Origin of the sequence: Dactylosporangium sp. NPDC049525 (assembly GCF_040676755.1) — a bacterium.
Lineage (GTDB): Bacteria > Actinomycetota > Actinomycetes > Mycobacteriales > Micromonosporaceae > Dactylosporangium.
This window is the reverse complement of the sequence record NZ_JBFAPO010000022.1, coordinates 99,123-125,807: the sequence shown is the minus strand read 5'-3', so window position 1 is coordinate 125,807 and position 26,685 is coordinate 99,123. Positions and strand designations below refer to the sequence as shown.

The 26,685-nt window shown below is 72.5% G+C and carries 22 protein-coding genes; 9 read left to right on the top strand and 13 right to left on the bottom strand.

The genetic code is table 11. The features are described from left to right. Positions 1–82 precede the first annotated feature (82 nt). Positions 83–973 (bottom strand): LD-carboxypeptidase, encoded by an 891-nt coding sequence (locus AB0K00_RS28845; protein WP_363526252.1) that lies wholly within the window; start codon positions 971–973, stop codon positions 83–85. Positions 974–1,027: 54 nt separating this feature from the next. On the opposite strand from AB0K00_RS28845, the gene AB0K00_RS28840 reads away from it, so the two are divergent. Further along, positions 1,028–1,822 carry a type 1 glutamine amidotransferase gene (locus AB0K00_RS28840; protein WP_363526249.1) on the top strand — a complete coding sequence of 265 codons (795 nt, stop codon included), beginning with the start codon at positions 1,028–1,030 and terminating at the stop codon, positions 1,820–1,822. Beyond that, on the top strand, positions 1,822–4,728 hold the full coding sequence (locus AB0K00_RS28835; RefSeq protein WP_363526126.1) for a bifunctional [glutamine synthetase] adenylyltransferase/[glutamine synthetase]-adenylyl-L-tyrosine phosphorylase: 2,907 nt from the start codon (positions 1,822–1,824) through the stop codon (positions 4,726–4,728). Before AB0K00_RS28840 ends, AB0K00_RS28835 begins: the two co-directional genes overlap by 1 nt. A 153-nt stretch (positions 4,729–4,881) precedes the next feature. Here the strand turns inward: AB0K00_RS28835 and glnA are convergent, their stop codons facing one another. Then, the gene (glnA, locus tag AB0K00_RS28830; protein ID WP_363526123.1) at positions 4,882–6,306 is read right to left on the bottom strand and encodes a type I glutamate--ammonia ligase; all 1,425 of its coding nucleotides are present in this window, start codon (positions 6,304–6,306) and stop codon (positions 4,882–4,884) included. A 180-nt stretch (positions 6,307–6,486) separates the two neighbouring features. Here glnA and AB0K00_RS28825 point away from each other — a divergent pair, with 180 nt between their 5' ends. Continuing rightward, complete coding sequence (locus AB0K00_RS28825; RefSeq protein WP_363526120.1) at positions 6,487–6,852, top strand: RDD family protein; 366 nt, start codon at positions 6,487–6,489, stop codon at positions 6,850–6,852. Between the two features lie 6 nt (positions 6,853–6,858). Here AB0K00_RS28825 and AB0K00_RS28820 read toward each other — a convergent pair whose 3' ends face one another. Both AB0K00_RS28820 and lipA read right to left on the bottom strand, forming a co-directional pair. Continuing rightward, positions 6,859–7,557 carry a DUF4191 domain-containing protein gene (locus tag AB0K00_RS28820; protein ID WP_363526117.1) on the bottom strand — a complete coding sequence of 233 codons (699 nt, stop codon included), beginning with the start codon at positions 7,555–7,557 and terminating at the stop codon, positions 6,859–6,861. A gap of 23 nt (positions 7,558–7,580) precedes the next feature. Continuing rightward, positions 7,581–8,516, bottom strand: a complete 936-nt coding sequence (gene lipA, locus AB0K00_RS28815) for a lipoyl synthase (RefSeq protein WP_363526114.1) — start codon at positions 8,514–8,516, stop codon at positions 7,581–7,583. A 100-nt stretch (positions 8,517–8,616) separates the two neighbouring features. Between lipA and AB0K00_RS28810 the strand changes: the two genes are divergently transcribed. Continuing rightward, positions 8,617–9,207 carry a hypothetical protein gene (locus AB0K00_RS28810; protein ID WP_363526111.1) on the top strand — a complete coding sequence of 197 codons (591 nt, stop codon included), beginning with the start codon at positions 8,617–8,619 and terminating at the stop codon, positions 9,205–9,207. Here the strand turns inward: AB0K00_RS28810 and lipB are convergent. Then, positions 9,182–9,823, bottom strand: coding sequence for a lipoyl(octanoyl) transferase LipB (gene lipB / locus AB0K00_RS28805; RefSeq protein ID WP_363526108.1), 642 nt, complete (start codon positions 9,821–9,823; stop codon positions 9,182–9,184). The genes AB0K00_RS28810 and lipB overlap by 26 nt on opposite strands. Positions 9,824–9,935: 112 nt before the next feature. On the opposite strand from lipB, the gene AB0K00_RS28800 reads away from it, so the two are divergent. After that, positions 9,936–11,162: a PHB depolymerase family esterase gene (locus AB0K00_RS28800; RefSeq protein ID WP_363526105.1), complete on the top strand. Its 1,227-nt coding sequence runs from the start codon at positions 9,936–9,938 to the stop codon at positions 11,160–11,162. On the opposite strand, the gene AB0K00_RS28795 is transcribed toward AB0K00_RS28800, so the two are convergent. The 3 genes from AB0K00_RS28795 to lpdA form a co-directional block, all read right to left on the bottom strand. Further along, positions 11,135–12,040, bottom strand: a complete 906-nt coding sequence (locus AB0K00_RS28795) for a TIGR01777 family oxidoreductase (protein WP_363526102.1) — start codon at positions 12,038–12,040, stop codon at positions 11,135–11,137. The two genes, AB0K00_RS28800 and AB0K00_RS28795, sit on opposite strands and share 28 nt — an antisense overlap. Before the next feature lie 100 nt (positions 12,041–12,140). Beyond that, the gene (gene sucB / locus AB0K00_RS28790; RefSeq protein ID WP_363526099.1) at positions 12,141–13,952 is read right to left on the bottom strand and encodes a 2-oxoglutarate dehydrogenase, E2 component, dihydrolipoamide succinyltransferase; all 1,812 of its coding nucleotides are present in this window, start codon (positions 13,950–13,952) and stop codon (positions 12,141–12,143) included. A gap of 48 nt (positions 13,953–14,000) precedes the next feature. Next, a complete protein-coding gene (lpdA, locus tag AB0K00_RS28785) occupies positions 14,001–15,383 on the bottom strand; it encodes a dihydrolipoyl dehydrogenase (protein WP_363526096.1) in 1,383 nt (460 codons plus the stop codon). Positions 15,384–15,542: 159 nt separating this feature from the next. Between lpdA and AB0K00_RS28780 the strand changes: the two genes are divergently transcribed. After that, positions 15,543–15,851: a hypothetical protein gene (locus AB0K00_RS28780; protein WP_363526093.1), complete on the top strand. Its 309-nt coding sequence runs from the start codon at positions 15,543–15,545 to the stop codon at positions 15,849–15,851. Here the strand turns inward: AB0K00_RS28780 and AB0K00_RS28775 are convergent. Beyond that, positions 15,848–17,407 carry a leucyl aminopeptidase gene (locus AB0K00_RS28775; protein ID WP_363526090.1) on the bottom strand — a complete coding sequence of 520 codons (1,560 nt, stop codon included), beginning with the start codon at positions 17,405–17,407 and terminating at the stop codon, positions 15,848–15,850. The genes AB0K00_RS28780 and AB0K00_RS28775 overlap by 4 nt on opposite strands. Before the next feature lie 117 nt (positions 17,408–17,524). Here AB0K00_RS28775 and gcvT point away from each other — a divergent pair, with 117 nt between their 5' ends. Then, positions 17,525–18,622: a glycine cleavage system aminomethyltransferase GcvT gene (gene gcvT, locus AB0K00_RS28770; protein ID WP_363526087.1), complete on the top strand. Its 1,098-nt coding sequence runs from the start codon at positions 17,525–17,527 to the stop codon at positions 18,620–18,622. Between the two features lie 40 nt (positions 18,623–18,662). Here the strand turns inward: gcvT and AB0K00_RS28765 are convergent, their stop codons facing one another. Together AB0K00_RS28765 and AB0K00_RS28760 are read right to left on the bottom strand one after the other, a co-directional pair. Continuing rightward, entirely contained in the window at positions 18,663–19,409 is a 747-nt protein-coding gene (locus AB0K00_RS28765) for an adenosylcobinamide-GDP ribazoletransferase (protein WP_363526085.1), read from the bottom strand. Further along, positions 19,397–21,166, bottom strand: coding sequence for a bifunctional adenosylcobinamide kinase/adenosylcobinamide-phosphate guanylyltransferase (locus tag AB0K00_RS28760; protein WP_363526082.1), 1,770 nt, complete (start codon positions 21,164–21,166; stop codon positions 19,397–19,399). Before AB0K00_RS28760 ends, AB0K00_RS28765 begins: the two co-directional genes overlap by 13 nt. Before the next feature lie 106 nt (positions 21,167–21,272). On the opposite strand from AB0K00_RS28760, the gene AB0K00_RS28755 reads away from it, so the two are divergent. Both AB0K00_RS28755 and AB0K00_RS28750 read left to right on the top strand, forming a co-directional pair. Then, a complete protein-coding gene (locus AB0K00_RS28755) occupies positions 21,273–21,473 on the top strand; it encodes a hypothetical protein (protein ID WP_203852623.1) in 201 nt (66 codons plus the stop codon). A 5-nt stretch (positions 21,474–21,478) separates the two neighbouring features. Next, positions 21,479–22,267 carry a site-2 protease family protein gene (locus AB0K00_RS28750; RefSeq protein WP_363526079.1) on the top strand — a complete coding sequence of 263 codons (789 nt, stop codon included), beginning with the start codon at positions 21,479–21,481 and terminating at the stop codon, positions 22,265–22,267. 48 nt (positions 22,268–22,315) lie between these two features. Here the strand turns inward: AB0K00_RS28750 and AB0K00_RS28745 are convergent, their stop codons facing one another. Together AB0K00_RS28745 and AB0K00_RS28740 are read right to left on the bottom strand one after the other, a co-directional pair. Next, positions 22,316–23,314, bottom strand: a complete 999-nt coding sequence (locus tag AB0K00_RS28745; protein WP_363526077.1) for an aldo/keto reductase family protein — start codon at positions 23,312–23,314, stop codon at positions 22,316–22,318. A 42-nt stretch (positions 23,315–23,356) separates the two neighbouring features. Then, positions 23,357–26,524 (bottom strand): WG repeat-containing protein, encoded by a 3,168-nt coding sequence (locus AB0K00_RS28740; protein WP_363526074.1) that lies wholly within the window; start codon positions 26,522–26,524, stop codon positions 23,357–23,359. Positions 26,525–26,685 lie beyond the last annotated feature (161 nt).

Genomic DNA, 26,685 nt, shown 5'->3' with positions numbered 1-26,685 from the left:
GCCGCCTCGCTTCGCTCACCGGCGTCATGAGCGCCAAGTCCACGCTGCAACATGATTCGCTCGCTCCGCTCACTCATGGGTCCTATCCTGCCGCAGCGCTGTCTCCGATCTCATCCGTCAGACGACTGGTGAGGCAGCCCACGTTCGCGTCCAGCAGCGCCGGCGCGCCCAGCACGACGGTCTCCTGCCCGGCGCCGTGCCCGATCCGCAGCCCGCCGAGCACCGGCACGCCCAGCGCGCCGAGATGCTCCTGCAGCACGTCCACGACCGTCGTGGGCCCGCCGTCGACGCAGCCGGTGAACTGGCCCACCGCGACGCCCGCCACGCCGTCGAACGCGCCCGCGCGGCGCAGGTGCGTCAGCATCCGGTCGACGCGGTACGGCGCCTCACCCACATCCTCGATCAGCATGATTTTTTCCGAAAAGTCGGGCATGTCGACGGTGCCGAGCGTGCTGGCGAGCATCGCCAGGTTGCCGCCCAGCAGCACACCGCGCACGGGCGGGCCCGGCACCCGCACCGCACCCGTCTCCTCGTTTTCGCCGGTGTACGACCACAGCGGGCCCGACGAGAACAACGCCGCCCGTAGTGACGCCGCAGACGTCGCCGGGAGCCGGTCGTCGAACCAGGCCGCACCCGGGCCGTGCACGCTCGGCCACCGGCCCCTGCGCCACACCGCCAGCTGCAACGCGGTGATGTCGGAGAACCCGACGAGATGCTTCGGCAACCCGAGCCGCACCCGGTCGACGATCCGCTGGGCGCCGTACCCACCCCTCGTACACACGACCGCCCGGACCGCAGGATCCTCGAAGGCGTCGTCGAGGTCCCGGAGCCGGTCGTCGTCGTGGCCGGCGAGATACCCGTCGCGGTCGAACACGTGCCGCCCGACCCGCACCCGCAGACCCCAGCTCTCCAGCAGCTCGATGCCGCGGGCCACCCGCTCCGGCCGGGTCGGCCCCGACGGCGACACGAGCATGACGGCATCCCCGACCTTCAACGGTTCCACGGTCGTTATTGTCGGGTCGTGACGATCGAAGGGTCCCCGCGGGGACGGGTGGCGCTCGTGGTGGAGAACGACCCCAGCGACGGACCGGCGCGCCTCGGCGACTGGCTGACCGGCGGCGGCCTCGAACTGGCCGTCGTGCGCCCCCACGCGGGCGACCCGCTGCCCGCCGACCTGGACGGCTACGCCGCCCTCGTCGTGCTCGGCGGCGAGCAGGACGCGTTCGCCGGGCCCGACGGCGAGCGGGCCGCGCCGTGGTTCGCCCAGCTCGACGGCCTGCTGCGCAAGGCGGTCCGGCACAAGGTCCCGACCCTCGCGGTCTGCCTCGGCGCGCAACTGCTGGCCCAGGCGCACGGCGGCACCGTCGAACGCAGCGCCGCCGGCCCCGAGATCGGGGTGCGGCTCGTCGCCCGCCGGGACGTCGCCGATCACGACCCGATCTTCGCCGCGGTGCCGTTCGCCCCTGACGTGCTGCACTGGCACCGCGACGAGATCGTCGAACTGCCGGTCACCGCGACCCTCCTCGCCGCCTCCACCCACTACCCGGTGCAGGCGTTCCGGATCGGCTCGGTCGCGTGGGGCCTGCAGTTCCACATCGAATGCGACCTGGAGATGTTCGCTGCGTGGGCGATGGACGGCGTCGGCACCCTCGGCGAGCTCGGCATCGACCCGATCGAGCTGCTCGAAAGCGTCGAGGCCGCGCTGAGCGACGTCGCCGAGGTGTGGCAGCCGTTCGCGGAGCGGTTCGCCGCCGTCGCGCTCGGCCGGGTGCCCAGGGGCGACGGCGGCCTGCGGTCCCTGCCGCTGCTGGGCCCCGCCTGATGGCCCCCGCCGGTCACCTCGCCCGGTTCGGGTTCACCGACGACGCCCGCTCCTCGGCCCTCGCCGGCCCGGACGGGCTGCGCCTGTGGGACCCGGAGACCCGCCGCCCGGTCGACGACGACGCCGCGACACTCCTGGAAACCCTGTACTTCGCCGCCGACCCCGACCTGGCGCTCTTCCAGCTGCACCGGCTCGTCGAGGTCGCCGGGGAGGAGGTCCGCGACGCCGTCCTCAGCGACCGGCCGCTGCGGCGCCGGCTCACCGGGGTGCTCGGCGTGTCCGCGACCCTCGGCGACCTGCTCGTGTCCAACCCACCGGACTGGAAGGAGCTGCAGGGCGAGCAGAACAGCCGCCCCGCCGGCTACAGCACCCGCGACGTGTCCACCGTGCCGTTGCTGCGCAGCGGATACCGGCGGGAGCTGCTGCGCATCGTCGCGGCCGACCTGACCGGGGCCGCCGACGTCGACGTCACGATGCGCCGCCTGACCGAGCTCGCCGACGCGACCCTGTCCGCCGCGTTGACGATCGCCTCCACCGAACACCCCGACTTCTCGGGCATCTGCACCCTGTCCGTCGTCGCCATGGGCAAGTGCGGCGGCGTCGAGCTCAACTACGTCAGCGACGTTGACGTCGTGTTCGTCGCCGAACCCGTCGACGGTGCCGACGTCGAGGTCGCGATGCGGGCCGGCAGTACCCTCGCCGCCCGGCTGATGGAGATCTGTGGCTTCGTCGCCTGGCCCGTCGACGCGGCCCTGCGCCCCGAGGGCAGCCGCGGGGCTCTCGTGCGGACCGTCGCCTCGCACCTCGCGTACTACCGCAAATGGGCCAAGACCTGGGAGTTCCAGGCCCTGCTGAAGGCCCGGCCCGCCGCCGGCGACCTGGAGCTCGGCGCCCGGTGGCTGCAGGAGCTGCAGCCGCTCATCTGGTCCGCCGCCGAACGCCCCGAGGCCGTCGACGAGGTCCGGGCGATGCGCCGCCGCATCATCGAGCAGATCCCGCGCACCGAGGTCGACCGCGAGATCAAACGCGGCCCCGGCGGCCTGCGCGACATCGAGTTCGCGGTGCAGCTGCTGCAGCTCGTCCACGGCCGCGCCGACGAGACGCTGCGCACCCCGACCACCATCACCGGCCTGCGCGGCCTCATCGAGGGCGGGTACGTCGGCCTCGCCGACGGCGAGGCGCTGCTGCGGGCGTACCGCTTCCTGCGCACCGTCGAACACCGCCTCCAGCTGCAACGCCTGCGGCGCACCCACACCGTGCCCGACGACCCGGCCGCGCTGCGCTGGCTCGCGCACGCCCTCGGCTACCGGCCCAACGCCGCCCGCGACGCCGTCGAGTCCTTCCGCGCCGACTGGGTCCGCCACGCCCAGGAGGTCCGCCGGCTGCACGCCAAGCTGCTCTACCGGCCGCTGCTGGAAGCCGTCGCCCGCGTCCCAAGCGAGCAGCTGCGGCTCACCGCGACCGCCGCCAAGGCCCGCTTGGAACTGCTCGGCTTCGCCGACCCGGCCGGCGCGCTGCGCCACATCGAGGCCCTCACCGGCGGCGTGTCCCGGACCGCCGCGATCCAGCGGCAGCTGCTGCCCGTGCTGCTCAGCGAGTTCGCCGACGCCCCCGAACCCGACCGCGGGCTGCTCGCCTACCGGCAGGTGTCCGACAAGCTCGGCAACACCCCGTGGTACCTGCGGCTGCTGCGCGACGAGGGCCCGGTCGCGCTGCGGCTGGCCCGGCTGCTTGCCCTGTCCCGGTACGTCACGGAGCTGCTCGTCCACGACCCGGAGGCGCTGCGGCTCCTCGCCGACGACGCCGAGCTCGTGCCCCGCACCGCCGCGCAGCTCGCCACGCAGTTCGCCGCCGCCGCGGCCCGCCACGACGATCCCGAGACCGCGATCAACGCCGTGCGCGCCTCCCGCCGCCGCGAGCTGTTCCGCATCGCCTGCGCCGACCTGCTGGGCTTCCTCGACGTCTCCGTCGTCGGCGTCGCCCTCTCCGCCGTCATCGACGCGACGCTGCGCGCCACCCTCGGCGTCACCGCCGCGCCTGCTGTTGACCGCAGTCTCGACTTCGCCATCATCGGCATGGGCCGCCTCGGTGGCGAGGAGACCAGCTACCCCTCCGACGCCGACGTCCTCTTCGTCTACGAACCCCCACCCGGCATGGCCGACGACGCCGCCAGCGGCCTCGCCCTCACCGTCGCCGAGGACCTCCGCCGCCTGCTCGCCCGCCCCGCCCCCGACCCGCCGCTCGGCGTCGACGCCGACCTGCGCCCCGAAGGCCGCCAGGGCCCCCTGGTGCGCAGCCTCGGCGCGTACCAGCAGTACTACGCCCGCTGGTCGAAGGTCTGGGAGGCGCAGGCCCTGCTCCGCGCCCGCCACGTCGCCGGCTCACCCGACCTCGGCGCCCGCTTCCTCGCCCTCGCCGACACGATGCGCTTCCCCGACGGCGGCCTCACCCGCGAGCAGATCCACGAGATCCGCCGCCTGAAGGCCCGCGTCGACAGCGAACGGCTGCCCCGCGGCGCCGACCCGGCCACCCACACGAAACTCGGCCGCGGCGGCCTCGCCGACGTCGAGTGGACCGTCCAGCTGCTCCAGCTCCTGCACGGCCGCACCGTCCCCGGGCTGCGCACCACCCGCACCCTCGAAGCCCTCACCGAGGCGACCTCGGCGGGCCTGATCGACGCCGCGGACGCCGCGGCCCTGCGCTCCGCCTGGCGCCAGGCGTCCCGGGTCCGCAACCTGCTGACCCTGGTCCGCGGCCGCGCCACCGACCAGCTGCCCCGCCAGGGCCCGGACCTGGCCGCGGTGGCAAGGATCCTGGGCGGCGTCGAACCCCAGGAGTTCCTGGACGAGTACCTGCGCGTGGCCCGCCGTGCCCGCCAAGCCGTCGAACGCATCTTCAGCAGCTAGCTGTTCCTGGCTTCGGGCGGCTACCGCCGCTCGGTGCCCGGGAATCTCGGTGCCCGGGAATGCGGAACGGCGGCCGCGCCGGGCTGGTGAGCCGGGCGTGACCGCCGTCCTGACGAGCGACCTCAGTGCCGCGCCGGGTGGCGCGGGGGTGGATCAGACGTCGTAGTACATCGCGAACTCGTGCGGGGTCGGGCGCAGGCGCACCGGGTCGACCTCGTTGGCGCGCTTGTAGGAGATCCAGGTGTCGATCAGGTCCTGGGTGAAGACGCCGCCCTCGAGCAGGAAGCCGTGGTCGGCCTCCAGGGAGGTGAGCACCTGGTCGAGCGAGCCGGGGACCTGCTTGACGTTGGCGACCTCCTCCGGCGGAAGGTCGTAGAGGTCCTTGTCGATCGGCGCCGGGGGCTCGATCTTGTTCTTGATGCCGTCGAGGCCGGCCATCATCATCGAGGAGAAGGCCAGGTAGACGTTGGCCGACGGGTCCGGCACGCGGAACTCGACGCGCTTCGCCTTGGCGTTCGTGCCCGTGACCGGGATACGGGTGCAGGCGGAGCGGTTGCGCTGCGAGTAGACCAGGTTGACCGGGGCCTCGTAGCCGGGGACCAGGCGGCGGTAGGAGTTGACCGTCGGGTTGGTGAAGGCGAGCAGCGACGGCGCGTGGTGCAGCAGGCCGCCGATGTACCAGCGGGCGATGTCCGACAGGCCGCCGTAGCCGGCCTCGTCGTAGAACAGCGGCTCGCCACCCAGCCAGAGGGACTGGTGGGTGTGCATGCCGGAGCCGTTGTCGCCGAAGAGCGGCTTGGGCATGAAGGTCGCGGTCTTGCCGGCGGCCCACGCGGTGTTCTTGATCAGGTACTTGAACAGCTGCATCTGGTCGCCGGCCTGCAGCAGCGTGCCGAAGCGATAGTTGATCTCGGCCTGGCCGGCGGTGCCGACCTCGTGGTGCGAGCGCTCCACGACGAACCCGGCACCGATGAGGCGCTGGACCATCTGGTCACGCAGGTCCGAGTAGTGGTCCAGCGGCGGGACCGGGAAGTAGCCACCCTTGTAGGCGGTCTTGTAGCCGCGGTTGCCACCCGGCTCGTCCTTGCCGGAGTTCCACCAGCCCTCGACCGAGTCGATGTAGTAGAACGACTGGTTGGCCGACGTCTCGTGCCGGATCGAGTCGAAGATGTAGAACTCGGCCTCGGCGCCGAAGTAGGCCGTGTCCGCGACACCGCTCGACTTCAGGTATGCCTCGGCCTTCTTCGCCACGTTGCGCGGGTCACGCGAGTAGGCCTCACGCGTGAACGGGTCGTGGATGAAGAAGTTCAGCGCCAGGGTCTTCTCGACCCGGAACGGGTCGATGAAGGCCGACGTCGCGTCGGGCAGCAGCATCATGTCCGACTCGTGGATCGCCTGGAAGCCACGGATGGACGAGCCGTCGAAGGCGAGGCCGTCGCTGAACACGCTCTCGTCGAACGACTCGGCGGGGACATTGAAGTGCTGCATGACGCCCGGCAGGTCACAGAAGCGAACGTCGACGAAGCGGACGCCCTCGTCCTTCACGTATCGCAGCAGCTCGTCAGAATTGGCGAACACTCGTCCTCCAGGTCGCAGGCAATACCAGCCGTGGTGATCACTTCAGTGTGAAGGTGTCTGGTTGGTCGCGACCGTAGAACTGTGCGATTGCCCAGGCGTGTCTCGATTGTTTCCACTGTGTTTCGCCGTCAGTGGTTTGGCCGATCATCGACGTGTACCTGTTCGGTAGGCTGACCCGCCGTGGAGCTCACCGCGGCCTCGTTGTCCAGGCGCTTCGGCGCATTGCTCGTCGACTGGCTGTTGTGCCTGGTCATCAGCGGGGCGTTCGCCGATCCCGTGGATGCGCCGTGGCTCGCGCCCGGCCTGCTGCTGGTGGTGTACGGGCTGTTCCTCGGCTTCTTCGCCCAGACCCTCGGGATGCGGCTGCTGCGCATCCGGTGTGTGTCAATGGCCACAGGCGGCCCGATCGGCGTGCCCAGGGCGATCCTGCGGGGCGCGTTGCTGCTGCTCTTCGTCCCGGCGCTGATCATGGACAAGGACGGCCGGGGACTGCATGACAAAGCCGCCGGCTCGTGGGTGGTGAACACGGCGCCGGCGGCTTCGTAAGGTCGCTCAGCGGCCGCGCATCGCCTTGAACGCGCCCTTCGGCGGCTTCATGTTCTTCGGCATCGCGCCGCGCGGCATCTGCGGGCGCGCCGACAGGGCGGTGAGCCGCTTGTCGAGCGCGTTGACGTCCTTGCCGGTGATCGTGCGCGGCAGCCGGACGAGGGTGTTGCGCAGCTTCGCGAGGGGCAGCTGGCCCTCCTCGTTGCCGATGACGAAGTCGCGCAGGTCGGCGTTGCCGATGACCTTCACCAGGCGGCGGCGCTCCTGGTTGATCAGGCCGCGGACCCGCGACGGGTTGCCCTCGCCGAGGAGGATCACGCCGGGGCGGCCGATGACCAGGTGCACCATGTCGAACTGCGTCGTGGAGACGATCGCCGGGGTGACCCGCCAGTCGCCGCGCATGTTCTCGATGATTGAGGCCGCCGCGCCGGGCTGGCCCTCGGCCTCGCGCATCATCGCCTTCTGCGAGCGCAGGTTGAGCACGATCACCGTGCCCAGCAGCGCGGCCAGGACGCCGATCGGCGCCCACACCCAGGAGACGCCGAGCGCGACGGCCACGCCGACGGCGATGAGCGGCACGAGGACCACCACCGCGACAAGCGGGACGAACAGCTTGTCTCGCTTGGCGGTGAAGGAGAACACCATGCCGATCTGCTTGAGCCGAGTGAAGAAGGAGACCTTCTCCGGCTCCTGGGCCTTTGCCATGCCCCAAGTCTAGTGGGACGCGCTCAAGCTTTCAGCGCCCGGCTGTCCAGGGCCTGCCGGTAGAGCCGGCCGGCCCGGTAGGACGAGCGCACCAGGGGCCCGCTCAGCACCCCGGCGAAGCCGATCTGCTCGGCCTCCTGCGCCAGCTCGACGAACTCCTCCGGCTTGACCCAGCGCTCGACCGGGTGGTGGCGGGGGGTCGGGCGCAGGTACTGCGTGATGGTCACCAGCTCGCAACCGGCCTCGTGCAGGTCGCGCAGCGCCTGGGAGATCTCGGCCCGCTCCTCGCCCATGCCCAGGATCAGGTTGGACTTCGTGACCAGGCCGGCGGTGCGGGCCTGGGTCAGCACGTCGAGGGAGCGGTCGTAGCGGAACGCGGGGCGGATCCGCTTGAAGATCCGCGGCACCGTCTCGACGTTGTGCGCGAGCACCTCGGGACGGGCGTCGAAGACCTCGGCGAGCAGCTTCGGCTCGCCGTTGAAGTCGGGGATGAGCAGCTCCACGCCGCAGCCGTCGACCAGGCCGTGGATCTGCCGGACGGTCTCCGCGTAGAGCCAGGCGCCGCCGTCGGGCAGGTCGTCGCGGGCGACCCCGGTCACCGTCGCGTAGCGCAGGCCCATCGTCGCCACCGACTCGGCGACCCGGCGCGGCTCGTCCGCGTCGAACTCGGCCGGCTTGCCGGTGTCGATCTGGCAGAAGTCGCACCGCCGGGTGCACTGGTCGCCGCCGATGAGGAACGTCGCCTCGCGGTCTTCCCAGCACTCGTAGATGTTGGGACAGCCGGCCTCCTGGCACACTGTGTGGAGGCCTTCGCGTTGCACGAGGCCTCGCAGGTGCGTGTATTCAGGCCCCATCTTCGCGGAGACCTTGATCCACGGCGGCTTGCGCTCAATCGGCGTCTCCGCGTTACGCGCTTCGATGCGCAGCAGACGACGGCCTTCCGGAACAACGGCGGTCACACGGGAAAGCCTACGCCCGCGGCCTGCCCAGCCGTCGGGAACGCGATTGACGTCACGTCTGCGAGGTTTCCCGAGCCGTACACCAGGCAATCACGCAACCGTGGCGTTCAACGACACCCTGGTGGTCTACTCCGACGGCAACCCCATCGATGTCCTGCGGGCCTGTCCCGTGCTGGACAAGCCCGCGACCCGTGTGCTTGCGGAGCGGCTCTTCCCGGGTGCGACGCTCGAGGAGATCGGCGACGAGCTGCTCGCCGACGCGCTCAACCCACCCCAGGACGTCGTGTACGTCGGCTCCTTCGCCGGCCTCGACCTGGTGTGCAGCTGGGCGCTGACGCCGCAGCGGCCCTCGCAGCTCGACCCCGCGGTGCTCGAGGCGGGCGGGCGCAAGCAGGTCCTGCTGCACGCCGCGCACAGCGATGCCGAATGGTGCAGTTTCGGCCTGTGGCGCGACGGTACGCTGCTGCGCGCGCTGAGCGTCTGCGCCGACCCCGGCGTGCTGGAGGACAAGGGCGAGCGGCTGGCCTTCGAGGCGGCCGGCGAGCACCCGGTCGAGCTCGGCGACCGGGCGCTGCAGGCCCTGATCGGCTTCAGCTGCGCCGGCCACGACCGCCTCGACGACGTCGACCCGGAGCTGATCCCCGTGGTCGCCTACCGGGTGACGGCTACGACAGCTGGAACAGCGTCGTGAGGTGCCGCTCGACCACCGGCAGGACCTCCTCGACGGTGACGTCGCGGCCCAGCTCCGCTGACAGCGACGTCACGCCCGCGTCGCGGATGCCGCACGGGACGAAGATGTCGTAGCGCGACAGGTCACAGTCGGCGTTGATGGCGAAACCGTGCAGCGTCACACCCCGGGCGACCCGGATGCCGATCGCGGCGACCTTGCGGTCCGGCCCCCGCTCGTCGGCGGCGACCCACACCCCGCTGCGCCCCTCGACCCGCACCGTGGCCAGGCCGAACTCGGCACACACGGCGATGAGGACCTGCTCCATGCGGCGCACGTAGGCCACCACGTCGATCGGATCCGGCAGCCGCACGATGGGGTAGCCGACCAGCTGCCCCGGGCCATGCCAGGTGATCTTGCCGCCGCGGTCGACGTCGACGACCGGCGTGCCGTCGAACGGGCGGTCCGACGGCTCGGTCCGCTTGCCGGCGGTGTAGACGCTGGGGTGCTCCAGCAGCAGCACCGTGTCCGGTGCCGTGCCGTCCGCGACGGCCTCGTGGATCCGCCGCTGCTCAGCCAGGGCCGTCTCGTAGTCGACGAGACCGGCCCGTTTCACCTCAAAACCCAGAATGCTGGTCACGCCTCAGCCTAACCCTCACGCCCGGACCCCGAGAATGTGTGGACAACGGACATAGTGGTGCGTGCAGCGTCACACCTAGCGTGGGCATCCCCCCGAGAGGAAGGGCACCGCCATGCCCCGCATCCTGCGTTTCGTCCTACCCGCACTCGCCGCCGTCGCGACCGCCATTGCATTGACCGTCGTCTCCACGCCTGCCTATGCCGCGACCCTGACCACCGTGTCCAGCTTCGGCTCGAACCCCGGCAATCTCAGCATGTACAGCTACCGCCCCGACGGCCTGCCGGCGAACGCGCCGCTGGTCGTCGCCATGCACGGCTGCACCCAGAACGCGACCGACTACTTCACCAACTCCGGCTGGCGCAAGTACGCCGACCTGTGGCGCTTCGCGTTGGTGCTGCCGGAGCAGAAGTCCGCCAACAACAGCACCAGCTGCTTCAACTGGTTCGAGACCGGCGACACCGCCCGAGGTGGTGGTGAGGCCCTCTCGGTGAAGCAGATGGTCGACTACGCCGCCACGAACTACCAGGTCGACCGCGGCCGGGTGTACGTGACGGGGCTGTCCGCCGGCGCCGCCATGACCGCGGTGATGCTGGCCACGTACCCCGACGTGTTCGCCGGAGGCGCGATCATGGCCGGCCTGCCGTACCGCTGCGCCACGTCGATGACGAACGCCTTCAGCTGCATGAACCCGGGTGTCGACAAGACCCCCGCGGCCTGGGGTGACCTGGTCCGGGGGGCGTACAGCGGCTACAGCGGCACCCGCCCCCGGGTCTCGATCTGGCACGGCACGTCCGACACCACGGTCGCCCCGGCGAACGCGACCGAGCTGCGGGACCAGTGGACGAACGTGCTCGGCGTGTCCCAGACGCCGACCTCCACGTCGTCGCTGCCCGGCGGCACGTCCCTGGCGAACTACGGCGACAAGGTCAAGGTGTACCTGGTGTCCGGCATGACCCACGCCACACCGGTCGACCCGGGCAGCGCCACGGAGCAGTGCGGCACCGCCGGCACGTACTACAAGGACACCATCTGCTCGTCGTACTACCAGGCGCTCGACTGGGGCCTCAACGGTGGCGCTCCTTCGCCCACCGCGACGGCATCGCCGACCGCCTCGCCTTCCCCGACCGCTTCCCCGACCGCTTCGCCCACCCCCACCGCCGGACCTTGTGTCCGGGCGTCGAACTACGCGCACGTCACCGCCGGCCGGGCACACATGAGCGGCGGGTACACGTACGCGAACGGTTCGAACCAGGCGATGGGCCTGTACAACGTGTTCACCACGCACGGCCTGCAGCAGACCGGCCCGAACTTCTACGTGGTGGCCGACACGGCCTGCTGAAGCGCCGCCTCGACGGTCCGGTGCGCGAACGGGAAACCCTCGCGCACCAGGACCCCGGGCAGCACCCGCTGGCTGGCCAGGGCCTCCCCGCCGAACTCGCCGACGGCGGCCTTCAGCGCGATGCCCGGCACCGGCAGCAGGTTCGGCCGGTGCAGCACCTTCGCCAGGGCCGCGGAGAACTCGCCGTTGGTCACCGGCTCCGGCCCGGTGAGGTTCACCGGGCCGGCCAGGTCCCGGTCGAGCGTGAACGCGACGGCGTCCAGCCAGTCCGGCAGCGACATCCACGGCAGGTACTGCCGGCCGCTGCCCATCCTGCCGCCGGCGAACAGCTTGAACTGCAGGTACAGCGGCTTGAGCAGCCCGCCGTCACGGGCCAGGGGGAAGCCGGTGCGCAGCAGCACCACCCGCGTCCCGGCGTCCTCCGCCGGCCGGGTCGCGGCCTCCCACACCTTGCACAGGTCGGCGAGGAACCCCTCGCCGGCGGGGGACTGCTCGTCGACCGCCCGGTCGCCGGTGTCGCCGTAGAACCCCACGGCGGAGGAGTTGAGCAGCACCCGGGGCCCCTGACCGCTCTGCCCGGCGTGCGCGATCGCCTTCGCGAGGGTCGCCGTGGTGTCGACGCGGCTGGTCTGCAGGGTCCGCTTGTACTGCGCGGTCCACCGCTGGTCCCCGACCCCGGCCCCGGCCAGGTTGATCACCGCGTCCTTGCCGGTGACGGCGGTCGCGTCGAGCAGCCCACCGGCCGGGTCCCACCGCAGCTCACCCGGGTTGCGGGCGGGCCGGCGGACGAGCTGGGTGACCTGGTGCCCGGCGGAGCGCAGGTACGGCACGAGCCGCCCGCCGAGAAACCCTGACGCGCCCGCGATGAGGATCTGCATGCGGTCATCTTGCCCAGTCCCCGGCCTCGTACCACAAATTCGACGCAGCCGGGGCACGGAAAAAGGGGCGCCCGGGGGCGCCCCTTTCGCGGTGCGGGTGTTACACGCCGAGGTCGGCCTCGAAGTTGCCGCCCTCGAGGCGCTCCTTGACGGTGGTGAGGAAGCGGGCGGCGTCGGCGCCGTCCACGATGCGGTGGTCGTAGGACAGCGCCAGGTAGACCATCGAGCGGGGCGCGATGATCTCGCCGAGCTCGGGGTCGTTGATCACGACGGCGCGCTTGACGACGGCACCGGTGCCCAGGATGGCCACCTGCGGCTGGTTGATGATCGGCGTGTCGAACAGGGCGCCGCGGCTGCCGGTGTTCGTCAGCGTGAACGTGCCGCCGGTGATGTCGTCGGGGTTGAGCTTGTTGGTGCGGGTGCGCTCGGCCACGTCGGCGATCCGCTTGGCGAGACCACCGAGGTTGAGGTCGCCCGCGTTGCGGATGACCGGGACGATGAGCCCCTTCTCGGTGTCGACGGCCATGCCGAGGTGCTCGGCGTCGTGATACGTGACGGTGCCCGCCTCCAGGTCGATCGAGGAGTTCACCGACGGGTGCACCCGCAGGGCCTCGACCGCCGCGAGGGCGAAGAACGGCAGGAACGACAGCTTCACGCCGTGTGTGTCCAGGAACTGCTGCTTGGCCCGGGCCCGCAGCTTCGCCACCTTGGTGACGTCGACCTCGACGACCGTGGTCAGCTGCGCCGAGACCTGCAGCGACTCGACCATGCGGCGGGCGATCAGCGCGCGCATGCGGGTCAGCTTCTGGGTCTGGCCGCGCAGCGGGCTCGGTGCCGCCTTCGCCGCGGGCGCGGCCGTGGTGGCCGCCGCGGGAGCGGCAGCGGGCGCGGGTGCGGCCGCGGCCTGCTTGGCCTTGGCGGCGGCGTCGAGGACGTCCTGCTTGCGGATGCGGCCGCCGACCCCGGTGCCGGACAGCGACGACAGGTCGACCCCGTGCTCGGTGGCGAGCTTGCGCACCAGCGGCGTGACATACCCGGCCTCGTCGCCCTCGACCTTGCCGTTGGGGGTGACCGTGGTGCCCGGGCCGGCGGCGACCGGCGCGGCGGCGGCCGGCGCGGTCTGTGCCGGCTGTGCGGGCGCCGGAGCGGCCGACTGGGCGGGCGCCGCGGCCTGCTTCGGCTCGGGCTTGGCCTCGGCCTTCGGCTCCGGCTTGGGCTCCGGCTTGGGCTCGGCGGCCGGCTTCGGCTGCGCCGGCGCGGCGGCCTGCGGGGCGCCGCCGGCCGCGCCGATGACGGCCAGCTCGGCGCCGACCTCGACGGTCTCGTCCTCGTTGACCTTGATCTCCAGCAGCGTGCCGGCGACCGGCGAGGGGATCTCCGTGTCGACCTTGTCGGTGGAGACCTCCAGGAGCGGCTCGTCGGCCTCGACGGCGTCGCCGACCTGCTTGAGCCAGCGGGTGACGGTGCCCTCCGTGACCGACTCGCCCAGCGCCGGCATCTTCAGCGACGTGGTCTCACCCGAAGCAGCCTGTGCGGCGGGCGCGGCCTCCTCGGCTTCCGCAGCGGCGGGCGCCTCGGCCTCGGGCTCCTCGGCGGCGGGCGCCTCCGCGGGCTCTTCGGCGGCGGGCTCCTCGGCGGGCGCCGCGGCGCCGTCGCCGGAGCCGGCCGCGTCACCGGCGTCGCCGATGACGGCCAGCTCGGCGCCGACCTCGACGGTCTCGTCCTCCTGCACCACGATGCGCGTGAGCACCCCGGCGGCCGGTGACGGGATCTCCGTGTCGACCTTGTCGGTGGAGACCTCGAGCAACGGCTCGTCGGCCTCGACCTGGTCGCCCTCCTGCTTCAACCAGCGGGTGACGGTGCCCTCAGTGACGCTCTCGCCCAACCGGGGCATGGTGACCGATACCGGCATATGAACAGTCTCCTCGAACAGTGCTTGTGGCGGTCGGGTCCCAGATGATCAGTGGACGTGCAGCGGCTTGCCGGCGAGCGCCAGGAACGCCTCACCGATCGCCTCGTTCTGCGTGGGGTGCATGTGCACGAGCGGGGCGACGTCGCCCGGGAACGCCTCCCAGTTGTAGATCAACTGGCCCTCGCCGATCAGCTCGCTCACGCGCGCGCCCACCATGTGGACGCCGACGACAGGGCCGTCCTTGACCCGCACCAGCTTCACGAAGCCGGCGGTCTTCAGGATCTGGCTCTTGCCGTTGCCGGACAGGTCGTACTGCACCGTCTCGATCTTGTCGCCGTGCAGCTCGCGGGCCTTCGACTCGTTGAGCCCGACGGAGGCGATCTCAGGCTCGGAATACGTCACGCGCGGGATGCCGGCCTCGTCGATCGCCTGCGGGTGCTGCCCGGCGATCTCCTCGGCGACGAAGATGCCCTGCTGGAAGCCGCGGTGCGCGAGCTGGACACCGGGCACGATGTCGCCGACCGCGTACACCCCCGGGACGCTGGTGCGCAGGCGCTCGTCGGTGATCACGAAGCCGCGCTCCATCTTGACGCCCTGCTCCTCGTAGCCGAGGCCGGCCGTCGTCGGGCCACGGCCGACGGCGACGAGCAGCAGCTCCGCCTCGATCGTGTCGCCGCCCTGGATCTTCACCCGGACGCCGGAATCGGTGCGCTCGACGCTCTCGAACGGCTTGCCGACCTTGAAGGCGATGCCGCGCTTGCGGAACGCCCGCTCCAGGGCCTTGGAGCTCGCCTCGTCCTCGACCGCGACGAGCCGCGGGAGGGCCTCGACGATCGTCACGTCGACCCCGAAGGACTTCCACGCACTGGCGAACTCGCAGCCGATCACGCCACCGCCGAGGATCACCGCGGACGTCGGCACGTGGTCCAGGGTCAGCGCGTGCTCGCTGGTGATCACCCGCTCGCCGTCGATGTCCAGGCCCGGCAGGGTCTTGGAGTAGGAGCCCGTCGCGAGGATGACATTCTTCCCCTGATACCGGGTGCCGGCGACCTCGACCGCGTCCGGCGCGACGAGGCGCCCCTCGCCCTCGATCAGCGCCACCTTGCGGGCCTTCGCCAGTCCCTGCAGCCCCTTGTAGAGCTTGCTGACGACACCGTCCTTGTAGGCGTTGACGGCCTTCATGTCGACGCCGTTGAACTTCGCCTGGACACCGAACTGCTCCGCCTCGCGGGTCGCGTCGGCGATCTCACCGGCGTGCAGCAGCGCCTTGGTCGGGATGCAGCCGCGGTGCAGGCAGGTGCCGCCGAGCTTGTCCTTCTCGACGAGACCGACGGACAGGCCGAGCTGCGCGGCGCGGAACGCCGCCGCGTAGCCGCCGCTGCCGCCGCCCAGGATCAGGACGTCGAAGGAGTTGGCGTGTGGGTCGCTCACGAATTCTCCCAGGTGATGCACGGACCTGTTGGGTCCGTGATGGCATGACGATCCTTGGCCATCTTGTCACCACCGCTCCTCGCCTGCGACGGTAGGTGCCCTTACGTCGTACGCTGGGCGCCCGCTCGCAGGGGATCGTCACGGGGAGGGAAACGGATCGTGGCTTGGTTCCGCCGCCGCAAGCCCGCCGCAGGTGGGCGCACCGCGAGCCGTGATGATCTGCGGCACCTGGAGGAGTTCGTCCGGTCACGGCGGGGCGTGGAGGGGTTCATCGAACCCCGCACCACAGTGACCGAAACGACACTGTTGTTGATCGCACACGACGGCGAATGGACCCGCCGCCGCGTGGACGACCCACAGGTGGCGCGGCAGTTCGCGCACAAGCTGAGCATGCCGATCTACGACGTGGGGCTCGTGGGCTACCCGCAGCGGATGCGCGACTACAACGCCCGCAACAAGAAGGCCTAGCCCTCCGCGGCGATCTCCTCGACCAGGCCGATCAGGGTCCGCACGGGCACGCCGGTGCCGCCCTTGGCCCAGTAGCCGAACGCCTCCCCGGAGTGGTAGCTGGGGCCGGCGATGTCGATGTGCGCCCACTGGACGCCCTCGGCGACGAACTCGGACAGGAACACGCCGCCCTGCAGCATGTGCCCGGCACGGTCCATGCCCGCGTTGACCTGCGAGATGTCGGCGACCTCGGAGTCCATGCCCTTGCGCACGTCCTCCGGCAGCGGCATCGGCCACGCCGGCTCGCCGGTGCGCTCGCCGGCGTCGCGGACCCGGTCGCACAGCTCCGGCGTGCCCATCACGCCGGCGATCCGCTTGCCCAGCGCGATGACCTGCCCGCCGGTCAGCGTGGACACCTCGAACAGGTAGTCCGGCTCGTCCTCGCAGGCGCGGGCGATCGCGTCGCCGAGGATCATGCGGCCCTCGGCGTCGGTGTTGAGCACCTCGACCTTCTGGCCGTTGTACATCGTCACCACGTCGCCCGGCCGGTACGCGCTGCCGGAGGCCATGTTCTCGGCCATCGGCGCGTACGCCACGACGGCAACCTTCGGCTTCAGCGCCGCGATCGCGATCATCGTCGACACGACCGCCGCCGCGCCGGCCATGTCGGACTTCATCTCCCACATGCCCTGGGCCGGCTTGATCGACACGCCACCGGTGTCGAACGTGATGCCCTTGCCGACCAGCGCCACCCGCCGGGTCGCGCCCGCCGGCTCGTATGCGATCCGCACCATCCGCGGTGCCGCCGCCGAGCCCAGGCCGACGGCGAGGATGCCGCCGTAGCCCTGCTTGGCGAGGGCCTTCTCGTCCAGGACGGTGACGTCCAGCTGCGCGGCCTGCGCGGCCTCGGCGGCCTGCGCGGCGAACTGCGGCGGCCGCAGGTCGTTGGGGGCGGTGTTGATCCAGTCGCGGGTGCGGGCCACCGCGGCGGTGACGGTCCCGGAGCGCTTCACCGCGGCCTTGGCGGGCCGGGCCGCGGCGTCCGGCACGTGCAGCACCACCTTGCGGACGGGGTCGCGCCGCGTCGCGGACGCCTTCGTCTTGTACCCGGCGAAGCGATACGCCCCCAGCACGGCACCCTCGGCGACGGCCCGCACGCCGGCGGTCAGCTCGTCGTCGGTGGGTGCGTCCCGGTCGGACAGCGGCAGCACCAGGGCCACGGACGCCGACCCGGCCAGGGCCCGTGTCGCGGCACCGGCGGCCCGCCGCAGCGTCTCGGCCGCCGGCGCGGCGCCGGCCGGCTCCGGTCCGAGCCCGACGGCCACCACCAGCGGCGCCGCCACGGCACCGAACGCGGCGACCTTCGTCACCTCGCCGACCGCGCCGGTCGCGCCGAGCACGCGCAGCGTCTCGGCCAGCCCGCCGCCCGGCCGGTCGCTGAACGCCGCCGCGACACTCTCCGCACCGGAGGCGAGCAGCAGCTTGGTGTCACCGCCGTCGTGTGCGTAGACGCCGACGACGACAGCGTCGACGGCGAGCTCGGCGGGGTCGGTGTCGACCAGGTTCAGGGCGGTCACTCGGGCTCCACATCACTGATGGTGTTCTGCGTCAACGTCCACTGCGGCTGCACCGCACCTTCAGCATGCCGCCGATTCGGGTGCTGGACACGATAACCAACGCGATAGGTTGCGGGCATGACGCAACCCTTGCGGCACCCCGCGTTGTATCACCGTCATGCGGCGCTCGGTGCCAAGTTCGCGGCGTTCGGTGGCTGGGACATGCCGCTGGAATACGCCGGCGGCGGCGTGCTCAAGGAGCATACGGCGGTCCGGGAGGACGTCGGTGTGTTCGACGTGTCGCATCTGGGCAAGGCCCGGGTGCGCGGCCGTGGCGCGGCCGCCTTCGTCAACCGCTGCCTCAGCAACGACCTCAATCGTATCGCCGCAGGTCAGGCGCAGTACACCTTGTGCCTGGACGAGGACGGTGGCGTGGTGGACGACCTCATCGCGTACCGGTTCGGCGACGACGACGTCTTCCTGATCCCCAACGCGGCGAACACCGCCGAGGTGGTGCGGCGGCTCGTCGCGGCGGCCCCGAACGGCATCAGCGTGGTCGACCAGCACGAGATCTTCGCCGTCCTCGCCGTGCAGGGGCCCCGCTCGAAGGAGCTCCTCGACGGGATCGGCCTGCCCACCGACCACGACTACATGAGCTTCACCGTGTCGGCGTTCCAGGGCAGCGACGTGGTCGTGTGCCGGACCGGGTACACCGGCGAACACGGCTACGAACTGGTCGTGCCCTCCCACGACGCGCACACCCTCTGGGACGCCGTCATCGCCGCCGGCGCCCGCCCGTGCGGCCTGGCCGCCCGCGACACGCTGCGCACCGAGATGGGGTATCCGCTGCACGGCCAGGACCTGTCGCCGCAGATCAGCCCCGTCCAGGCCCGCTCCGGCTGGGCGGTCGGCTGGGGCAAGGAACATTTCTGGGGCCGCGACGCGCTCCTGGCCGAGAAGGCCGCCGGGCCGCGCCGCCTGCTGTGGGGCGTCGAGGCCCTGGACCGGGGCATCCCGCGGGCCCACATGACGGTGCTGCCGGCCGACGGCGACACCCCGATCGGCGAGGTGACCAGCGGCACGTTCTCCCCGACCCGCAAGGTCGGGATCGGCCTCGCGCTGATCGACACGGCGGCGGGCGTGTCCGAGGGCGACGAGATCGCGCTCGACGTGCGCGGCCGCCGCTCGACGGTCCGCGTGGTGAAGCCGCCGTTCGTGAAGTCCAGCGTGCGCTGACCCCGCTCCCGGGGAGGACGTCGCAGGCGTGCTCCCCGGGTCAGGGTGTCGTGGCGAGGACCAGCCAGGCGGTCATGGTCGCGAGCTCGACCGCGGCACCGATGACGTCGCCGGTGACACCGCCCAGGCGGCGCCGCGCGTGGTGGGTCAGGGCCCAGGCGACCCCGGCCGCGAGCAGCACCGCCAGGGGGCCCCTGACCGGGTCGGCGAGCACGGCGGCCGCGGCGACCAGCAGTGTGATCCCGCTCACCGCCGTGCGGGGCAGGGTCTGCGCGACCAGGACGCCGAGGCCCTCCGGGCGCGCGGCGGGCAGGCCCGCCCGGCAGGCGACGGTCGCGCCGAGCCGCCCGGCCGCCGCGCCGGCCGCCACCAGGGTCAGCGCCTCGGCCCACGGGCGGGCGTAGACGGTGGTCAGCGCGCTGGCGTCGATCAGCAGGACGGCCACGATCGCCACCACGCCGAACGGCCCGATGTCCGACTTTTTCATGATCTCGAGTGCTTTTTCCGGGCCCTGGTAGGAGCCGAGACCGTCCGCCGTGTCGGCCAGCCCGTCCAGGTGCAGCGCCCGGGTGCCGAGCGCGAACAGCCCCACCGTCGCGGCGGCGGCGACCAGCGGCGAAGCGCCGCCGAGGCGGAGCCCGAGCGCCAGGCTGCCCAGTACACCTCCCAGCAGGAGACCCGCCAGGGGAGCGAAGGCCATCGCCGTGCGGGCCGTCCCCCGGTCGACCCGCGACCCGCCCAGCGGGGCGACCGTGAAGAGGGTCAGGGCGAGCCTCAGGCCTCCCACGACGGTTTCACGTAGGGCATCTCGGCGGTGGGGGAGTCCGCGACGACCCGCTGGATCTCGTCCTCGATCCGCTGCTGCTCGGTCCTGCCGTCGGCGGGCTCCGTGGACGGCTCACGCTGCGGGGTCGCCGCGGCCAGGGTGAGCGCGGTGTTCACCAGCGGCAGCGTCGCCAGGGACGTGCCGCCCTCGCCGAGGGCCAGCTTGAGCTGCAGGAACGGCGTCACCCCGAGCACGTCGGCGCCGAGCTTCACGGTCGGGTTGTCGCCGTGGTCGGGCATCAGCAGCCAGTGCCGGGTCTGCGCGCCGTAGTCGCGGGCGACGAGACCGGCGGCGATGCCGACCGGGCCGTCGACCATGACCGGCAGCCGCCGGGACGCGGCGCCGAGCAGGATGCCGGTCGCGACCGCGATGTCGCCGCCGCCGAGCATCGACAGCACGGTGTGCGGCTCGCGGCTGCGGGCCCGGATGCGGTGCCGGGCGTCGCGGACCGCGCCGACCTTGCGGATCCAGGCGGCGTCGTCGACGAACCCGGACGCGTCGACGACCCGCCCGAGCAGCGCGGCCGGCTCGCCGCCGGTGAGCACGGCCACGATCGCCGCGGCCGCCGCGTCGGAGCCCGCCCCGCAGGCCGCCAGGACCAGCAGGTCGACGCCCTCGTTCGCGGCCGCGTCGGCGAGGCGCCAGCCGAGGGTGAGCGCCGCGTCGACGCTGCCGTCGTCGAGCGCGTCGTGCAGCTCGGCGGGCCCGGCCTCGGGGCAGTCGATCGCCTGCACGCTGGCGCCGGCGGTCGCGGCCAGCATCGCCAGGGTGCCGGTGCCCTCGACCACGTCCTGGAGGCGCTGGTCGGCGGCGGCGGCCGAGTCGCCGGCGGCGAACGCGCCGGTGCGGTCGCCGCGCAGGACCAGGACCCGCGGCTGCTGCCACGGGCGCGGGTCGGGCCGGCCCTGGGTGCCGCCGGCGAAGCGGACGACGGGGACGAGGCCGCCCAGGCCGGCGCCGTTGAGCTTCAGCGTGAGCAGCCGCTCGGCGGCCTCGGCCGCGGTCGACTCGTCGGGCAGCGGCAGCTCCATGCCCGGCTGGAACGACAGGGTCTCGCCGCCGTCGGCCGTGGACAGCACCGCGCCGGCGACCGCGCCGGTGAACTCGAACGGCGTGCTGTCCGCACGGCGCGGCGCCTCGGCGAACCGGCCGCCGGCGTGACCGACGGCGTCGCCGCCGCGCAGCCAGCTGACCTCGCCGGCGACGACCAGGGCGACCCCGTCGCTGGCCGCCGCGACCCGCTGGTTGAGCAGCCCGTTGGCGTCGGCGAAGGTGCGCCCGGCCTGGGTCACCGGCATCACCGCGAGCCCCACCTCGGGCGCGACCATGACCAGCAGCGCGGCCGGGCAGGCCCGCACGGCGTCGCCGAGGGCGGCGATGCGGCCGTCCAGGGCGTGCGGGTCCGACCAGTCGCCGGTGGTGTCGAACAGCGCGGTGAGCCACCCGCCGAGGTCGTCGACGAGCAGGACGTCCTCGGGCTTCGCGCCGTGCAGCAGGTCCGCGAGGCGCTCCGGGTCGGTGCCGATCTCCTCGGTGCTCCAGCCCGCGGGCCGCCGCTCGCGGTGCCGGGCCAGCCGCGTCGACCACCCCTCGTCGCTCAGCCCGCCGGACAGCTCGGCCGCGGTCGCGACATAGCGCACCCGCTCCGCGTCCGCGACGAGCGACTCCGCCACTTCCGACTTCCCGGACCGGATTCCACCGAGCACCAGCAACCGCATGCCCCGTACTTTATGGCCCGGGGTTCACTTTCCGGTGGGCGGCATCGGCACTGCGCCGTCAGCCCGATACGCTCGAAACTACCTACCTGGGACGGGAGCGTGACTGATGGCGTGGACATGGCAGTTCGAAGACGCTGAGAGCCGGGCGGTCGACGGCCCGAACGAGGCGTTTTCCAGCCAGTCCGACGCGGAGTCCTGGCTCGGCCAGAGCTGGCGTGAGCTGGTCGCCAAGGGTGCGACGACGGCGATCCTGGCCGAGGACGAACGCACGGAATACAAGATGAGCCTGCTGCCGGCGGGAGGCTGACGCAGATGTCGTTCGGCCGGTCGCCGGGCCGCGTCGGGGGACTGCCCCGCGAGGCGTTCCGGCCGAGCTCGCTGTTCCTCGGGATCCTTGCGCTGTTCCTCGTCTCCGGCTGGATGACGTGGACCGGCTTCGGCGACGCCGGGTTCGACGTGTTCCTGTTCGTCGTGACCGGCTGGACCGTCTCGCTGTGCCTGCACGAATACGCGCACGCCCTCGTCGCGTTCCGCGGCGGCGACCACGACGTGGCGCACCGCGGCTACCTGACGCTCGACCCGTTGAAATACACGCACCCGCTGCTGTCCTTCGTGCTGCCGGTGGTGTTCCTGATGATGGGCGGCATCGGCCTGCCCGGCGGCGCGGTGTGGGTCAACCATTCGGTGATCCGCAGCCGGGCCGTGGACAGCCTGATCAGCTTCGCCGGTCCGGCCACCAACCTGCTCTTCGCCGTGGTGCTGATCGCGCCGTTCAGCCTCGGGCTGGACGGTGGCGACTCGGCGTTCTGGGCGGCGCTGGCGTTCCTCGCGTTCCTGCAGCTGACCGCGAGCATCCTCAACTTCCTGCCGGTGCCGGGCATCGACGGCGGCAACCTGCTGTTCCCGTGGCTCAGCCCGCAGTGGCAGCGCGGCTTCAACCACGTCGCGCCTTACGGGATGCTGCTGCTCATCGCGCTGCTGTTCTTCTCGCCCGTCGTCAACGAGTGGTTCTTCAACCTCGTCTACGCCATCGGCGACGTCATCGGCCTGCCGTCCTACCTGGCCTCCGACGGCTACCAGCTGTTCAAGTTCTGGGCGTGACGCCACCTAGAAGGGGCCGCCCGCAGGGCAGCCCCTTCTAGGCAACGATCACGGACGCTTCGCGGGGCTCTGCGTCCGGGCCGGGTCGCGCTCGACGACCGGGTCGAGGATCTCGTCGATCCGCTTCAGCAGCTCCGCGTCGAGCTTCACGCCGGCCGCCTTCACGTTGTCCTGCAGCTGCTCGGGGCGGGTCGCGCCGACGATCGCCGAGGACACGTTCGGGTTCTGCAGCACCCACGCCACGCCCAGCTGGGCCATGGTCAGCCCGGCCTGCTCGGCGAGGGGCTTGAGCTGCTGCACCGCGGTCAGGACCTCGTCGCGCAGCAGCGCGGAGATGAACTGCGCACCCGACTTCTCATCGGTCGCCCGGGACCCCGCCGGCGGCGGCTGACCCGGCAGGTACTTGCCGGTGAGGACGCCCTGGGCGAGCGGCGACCACACGATCTGCCCGATGCCGAGCTCCTCGGAGGTGGGGACGACCTCGGCCTCGATGACCCGGTACAGCGCCGAGTACTGCGGCTGGTTGGACACCAGCTGGATCTTCAGCTCGCGGGCCAGCTCGAAGGCGGCGCGGATCTCGTCCGCCCGCCACTCCGAGACGCCGATGTAGTGCGCCTTGCCGCTGTGCACGACGTCGGCGAACGCCTGCATGGTCTCCTCGAGCGGGGTTTCGTAGTCGTAGCGGTGCGCCTGGTACAGGTCGACGTAGTCGGTCTGCAGGCGGCGCAGCGACCCGTTGATCGACTCGGCGATGTGCTTGCGGGACAGGCCCCGGTCGTTGCGGCCCGGCCCGGTCGGCCAGTAGACCTTGGTGAAGATCTCCAGGCCCTCGCGGCGCTGACCCTTCAGCGCGTCGCCGAGCACGACCTCCGCCCGGGTGCCGGCGTACACGTCGGCGGTGTCGAAGGTGGTGATGCCGAGATCGAGGGCGGCGTGGACGCAGGCGGTCGCCTGGTCCGCCTCGACCTGCGAGCCATGGGTGATCCAGTTGCCGTACGAGATCTCGCTGACGAGCATCCCGGACCGGCCGAGGTGACGAAACTCCATACCCTCTTGCTTACAGGACCGGGCGGGTGTCTGCGAGCAGACCTACATCACGGGCCGGGTGTCGGCGAGCAGCCGGTCGATCTCGTCGGTCACGCCGGTGCGGCTCGGGAACGTGGCCTCGATCACCGTCCGGCCGCGCCGGTCCAGAGCGCCCCAGCGCTGCGAGTCGTCCGCGAACAGGAACGCGACCGGGTGGATCATCAGCGTGTGGTGCACCGGCGGCACCAGGACCCGGCCCGAGCGGTCCACGACACCCTTGCGGCCGTCGAGGGACACCACGGCGAGACCTTCGTCACTGAACCCGTCGATGTACCGCCCGTCGAGCAGCGCGGTGGCGAATCCGTCGTACTGGAACGACACGACGACCCGGCCGATGCTGTCCACGGCACCCCAGTGCTCGCCGCGCCGGACCGCCGCGACGCCCCGCCGGAACGGCCGTACGTCGTCGAACCCGGTCGAGATCAGCACCGCGTTGGTCTTGTCGATCGCGATCCACCGGTTGGTGCCGTCCCGCGACACCCAGGCCACGCCGTCGGAGAAGCTGCCGACGCCCAGGTAGCCGGCGGCGGGCTCGATCAGCAGCTTGCCGGTGTCGTCGATCAGCTCCCAGTTCTGCGACCCCTGCCGCTGCACCCACGCGACCCCGTCGCGGAACGGCTGCACGTCCAGGTATCCGGGGCCGATGCAGAAGTTGCCGTCCGGCTCGATGTACCCCCAGCGCTGGGTCTGCTCGTCGAACGCCGGCGACGGCGCCTTGCGGATCTGCAGGATCTCGTCGCGGCTGCGCGGGTAGGGCCCCCAGCCCTTCTCCGCGACCCGCCGGAACACCGCGTCCAGGGCCAGCTCGGTCTGCGCGATGAGCTCCGGGTCCTCTTCCTTGCGCAGGTCGAGGGCCCGCTCGAAGTGGTTGCACGCCTCCATGTAGCGGCCCTGGTCGTAGGCGCACTTGCCGGCGTGCTGGTGCATGGTGGCCCGCAGCCGGTCCGGCAGCTCGCTGCTGTTGGCGAGCGTGAACAGCCGGTCGGCCTCGTCGAACTCCTCCCGCCACTGCAGCACGTGCGCGAGCCGGGCCTGCGCGATCGCGATGCGGCGCAGCTCCCCGGTCGCCTCGGCGTGCGCGAGGGCGAGCTTGCCGTCGGCGAACGCCTTGGGCAGGTCGTTGAGAATCCGCGACACCACGGCGCGCAGGCTCAGCAGCCGCGCCCGGGTCGGGTTGTCGGCGACGCCGTTGAGCTTCGCGGTCAGCAGGTCCCGGATCTCGGTGAGCTCCTGGATCTCCTCGCCCTCGATCTGCTCACGCAGTGTGTCGGGGTCGAAACGCCACACGTATCCGGCGAGGACCTGCTCCGGGTCGGGCCCGGCGGTCTCGTCGCCCTTCGCCTCGGCGCCGCCGCGGGTCGCCGGCGCCGGCGAGGTCGGCAGCAGCGCCGCCAGCTCGGCCGGGAAGCCCTCCGCGCCGGGCCGCACGATCGGCAGGTAGCCCGTGGCCTGCAGCCCGTCGACGCCGGCACCCGTCAGCGTGGCCGACCGGTAGGCGTCCATCGCGGTCTGCTGCACGGCGGCGGTCCCCTCCTGTTCCGGCGTCTGCTCGGGTACGGCCACCGCCGCCTCGCCCGGCTCGCCGCCTCCGGCGGGACCGAACGCGTTGAACGGCGCGTCCTGCGTGACGAGCGGCGGCGCGCTCATCGGCGCCACCGTCACCGCCGGCAGGTCGGCGGGCAGCGGCTCCGGCGGCACCGGGACGGGCGCCGGCTCGGGCACCGCGGACACGGGGGCGGCGGAGACGGGCGCGACGGAAACGGGCACGGCCGAGACCGGCGCCGCGGACACGGGCACGGCCGAGACCGGCCGGTTGCCGGGGTCGGCGGCCCAGCCGGGGCCGGGCGAGTTGCCCGGGTCGGCGGTCCGGCCGGGTCCGGGTGCGTTGTTCGGGTCGGCGGTCCGGCCGGGTCCGGGTGCGGCCGAGACGGGCCGGTTGTGCGGGTCGGCGGTCCAGCCGGGGCCGGGTGCGGCGGACACCGGCCGGTCGGCGAGGTCGTCCTGCCACCCGTGGCCGGGGGCCGGGGACTGCGGTGCCGCCGAGACCGGTGCCGACGACACGGGCGCGGAGGAGACCGGCCGGTCGGCCATCCCCTGGTCGCCCTGGACCGGGGCGCCGTACGTCCGCGGCGTGGGCGCGCCCTGCGGCGGCCCGCCGTAGGTGCGTCCCTGCTGCGGCGGCGCGACGTGCTGCGGCGGCGCGCCGTAGACGGTGGAGCGGGCCTGCCCGCCGTACGTCGTCCCGGCCGGCGGTGCGCTCATCGGCGCGTCCACCGGCGGGGGAGCGCCGTAGACCGTGGCCCGGCCGGTGCCCGCGGGGGCGGGCGGGGCGGTCGCGCCGGCCGCGCCGCGGCGCACCCGGGGGACCTCGTCCGTCGGCTCGTCCAGCGCGGGGTTGCGCGGCGGCCGGCCGTGCCCCTGCTGCGGGCGGCCGTACCCGGGCGGCGGCCCGTCGTAGCCGCGCCGGTCGTCATACGGGGCGTCGTAGCCGCGCCGGCCGTCGTCGCGCCGGTCGTCGTACGGCGCGTCGTAGCCGCGCCGGTCGTCGTAGGGCGCGTCGTAGCCGCGGCGGTCGTCATACCCCTGCTGCGGGTGCCTGCCCGGTCCGGGGCGCCCCTGCTGCGGCACCTGTGGGTAGCCCTGCTGCGGGTGCGGCTGTCCCTGGTAGCCGCCCTGCTGGGGACGGCCCTGCTGCGGGACCGGCGGGGGCTGGTACCCCTGCGGCGGGGGCTGGTGCCCGGGATGCTGCGGCGGGTAGCCCTGCTGCGGCTGCCCCTGCGCCCGGCGCGGCTGCGGCCCGCCGTGCGGCCGGCCACGCTCGTCGGCGGGCCCGCCGTATCCACGGGGGTCACCGGTGCGCGGGTCCACGCCGCGGGGATCTACGCCGCGAGGATCGGCCGGCCGGGGGTCCGCGAACCGGGGATCGGTGTGCCGCGGGTCGCCCTGCTGGCGGGGGTCGCCATACTGCCGGCCCTGCGGGCGGCGGCCGGCGGGGTCCTCGCCCCGCTGCTCGGCGCCCGGCTGGTCGGGGCGGTGTTCGGGGCCGCCGCGACCCGGCGGGGTCTGCTCGTCACGTCGCTGCTCCGGCACCCTGGTCCACGGCATGGTCGGCACTGCCGCCCAGGTGGGCGCGGCGGTTCCCGGCTCTTCCCCCGGGTACTCGTCGCTCACAGCTTCGCTCTCCTCGCCCCACTCCGGCACCAATCATGCACCGGCGCCCGCCACGCGCCTACCCGGTGAAATCGTGGTCCGGTCGCGAAGGGAGGGTACGGCTTGGGAGCCGTCCAACGCCACCGTCGGGCGCGCCGCCGCCGCCGAATCGTTGTCGCCCA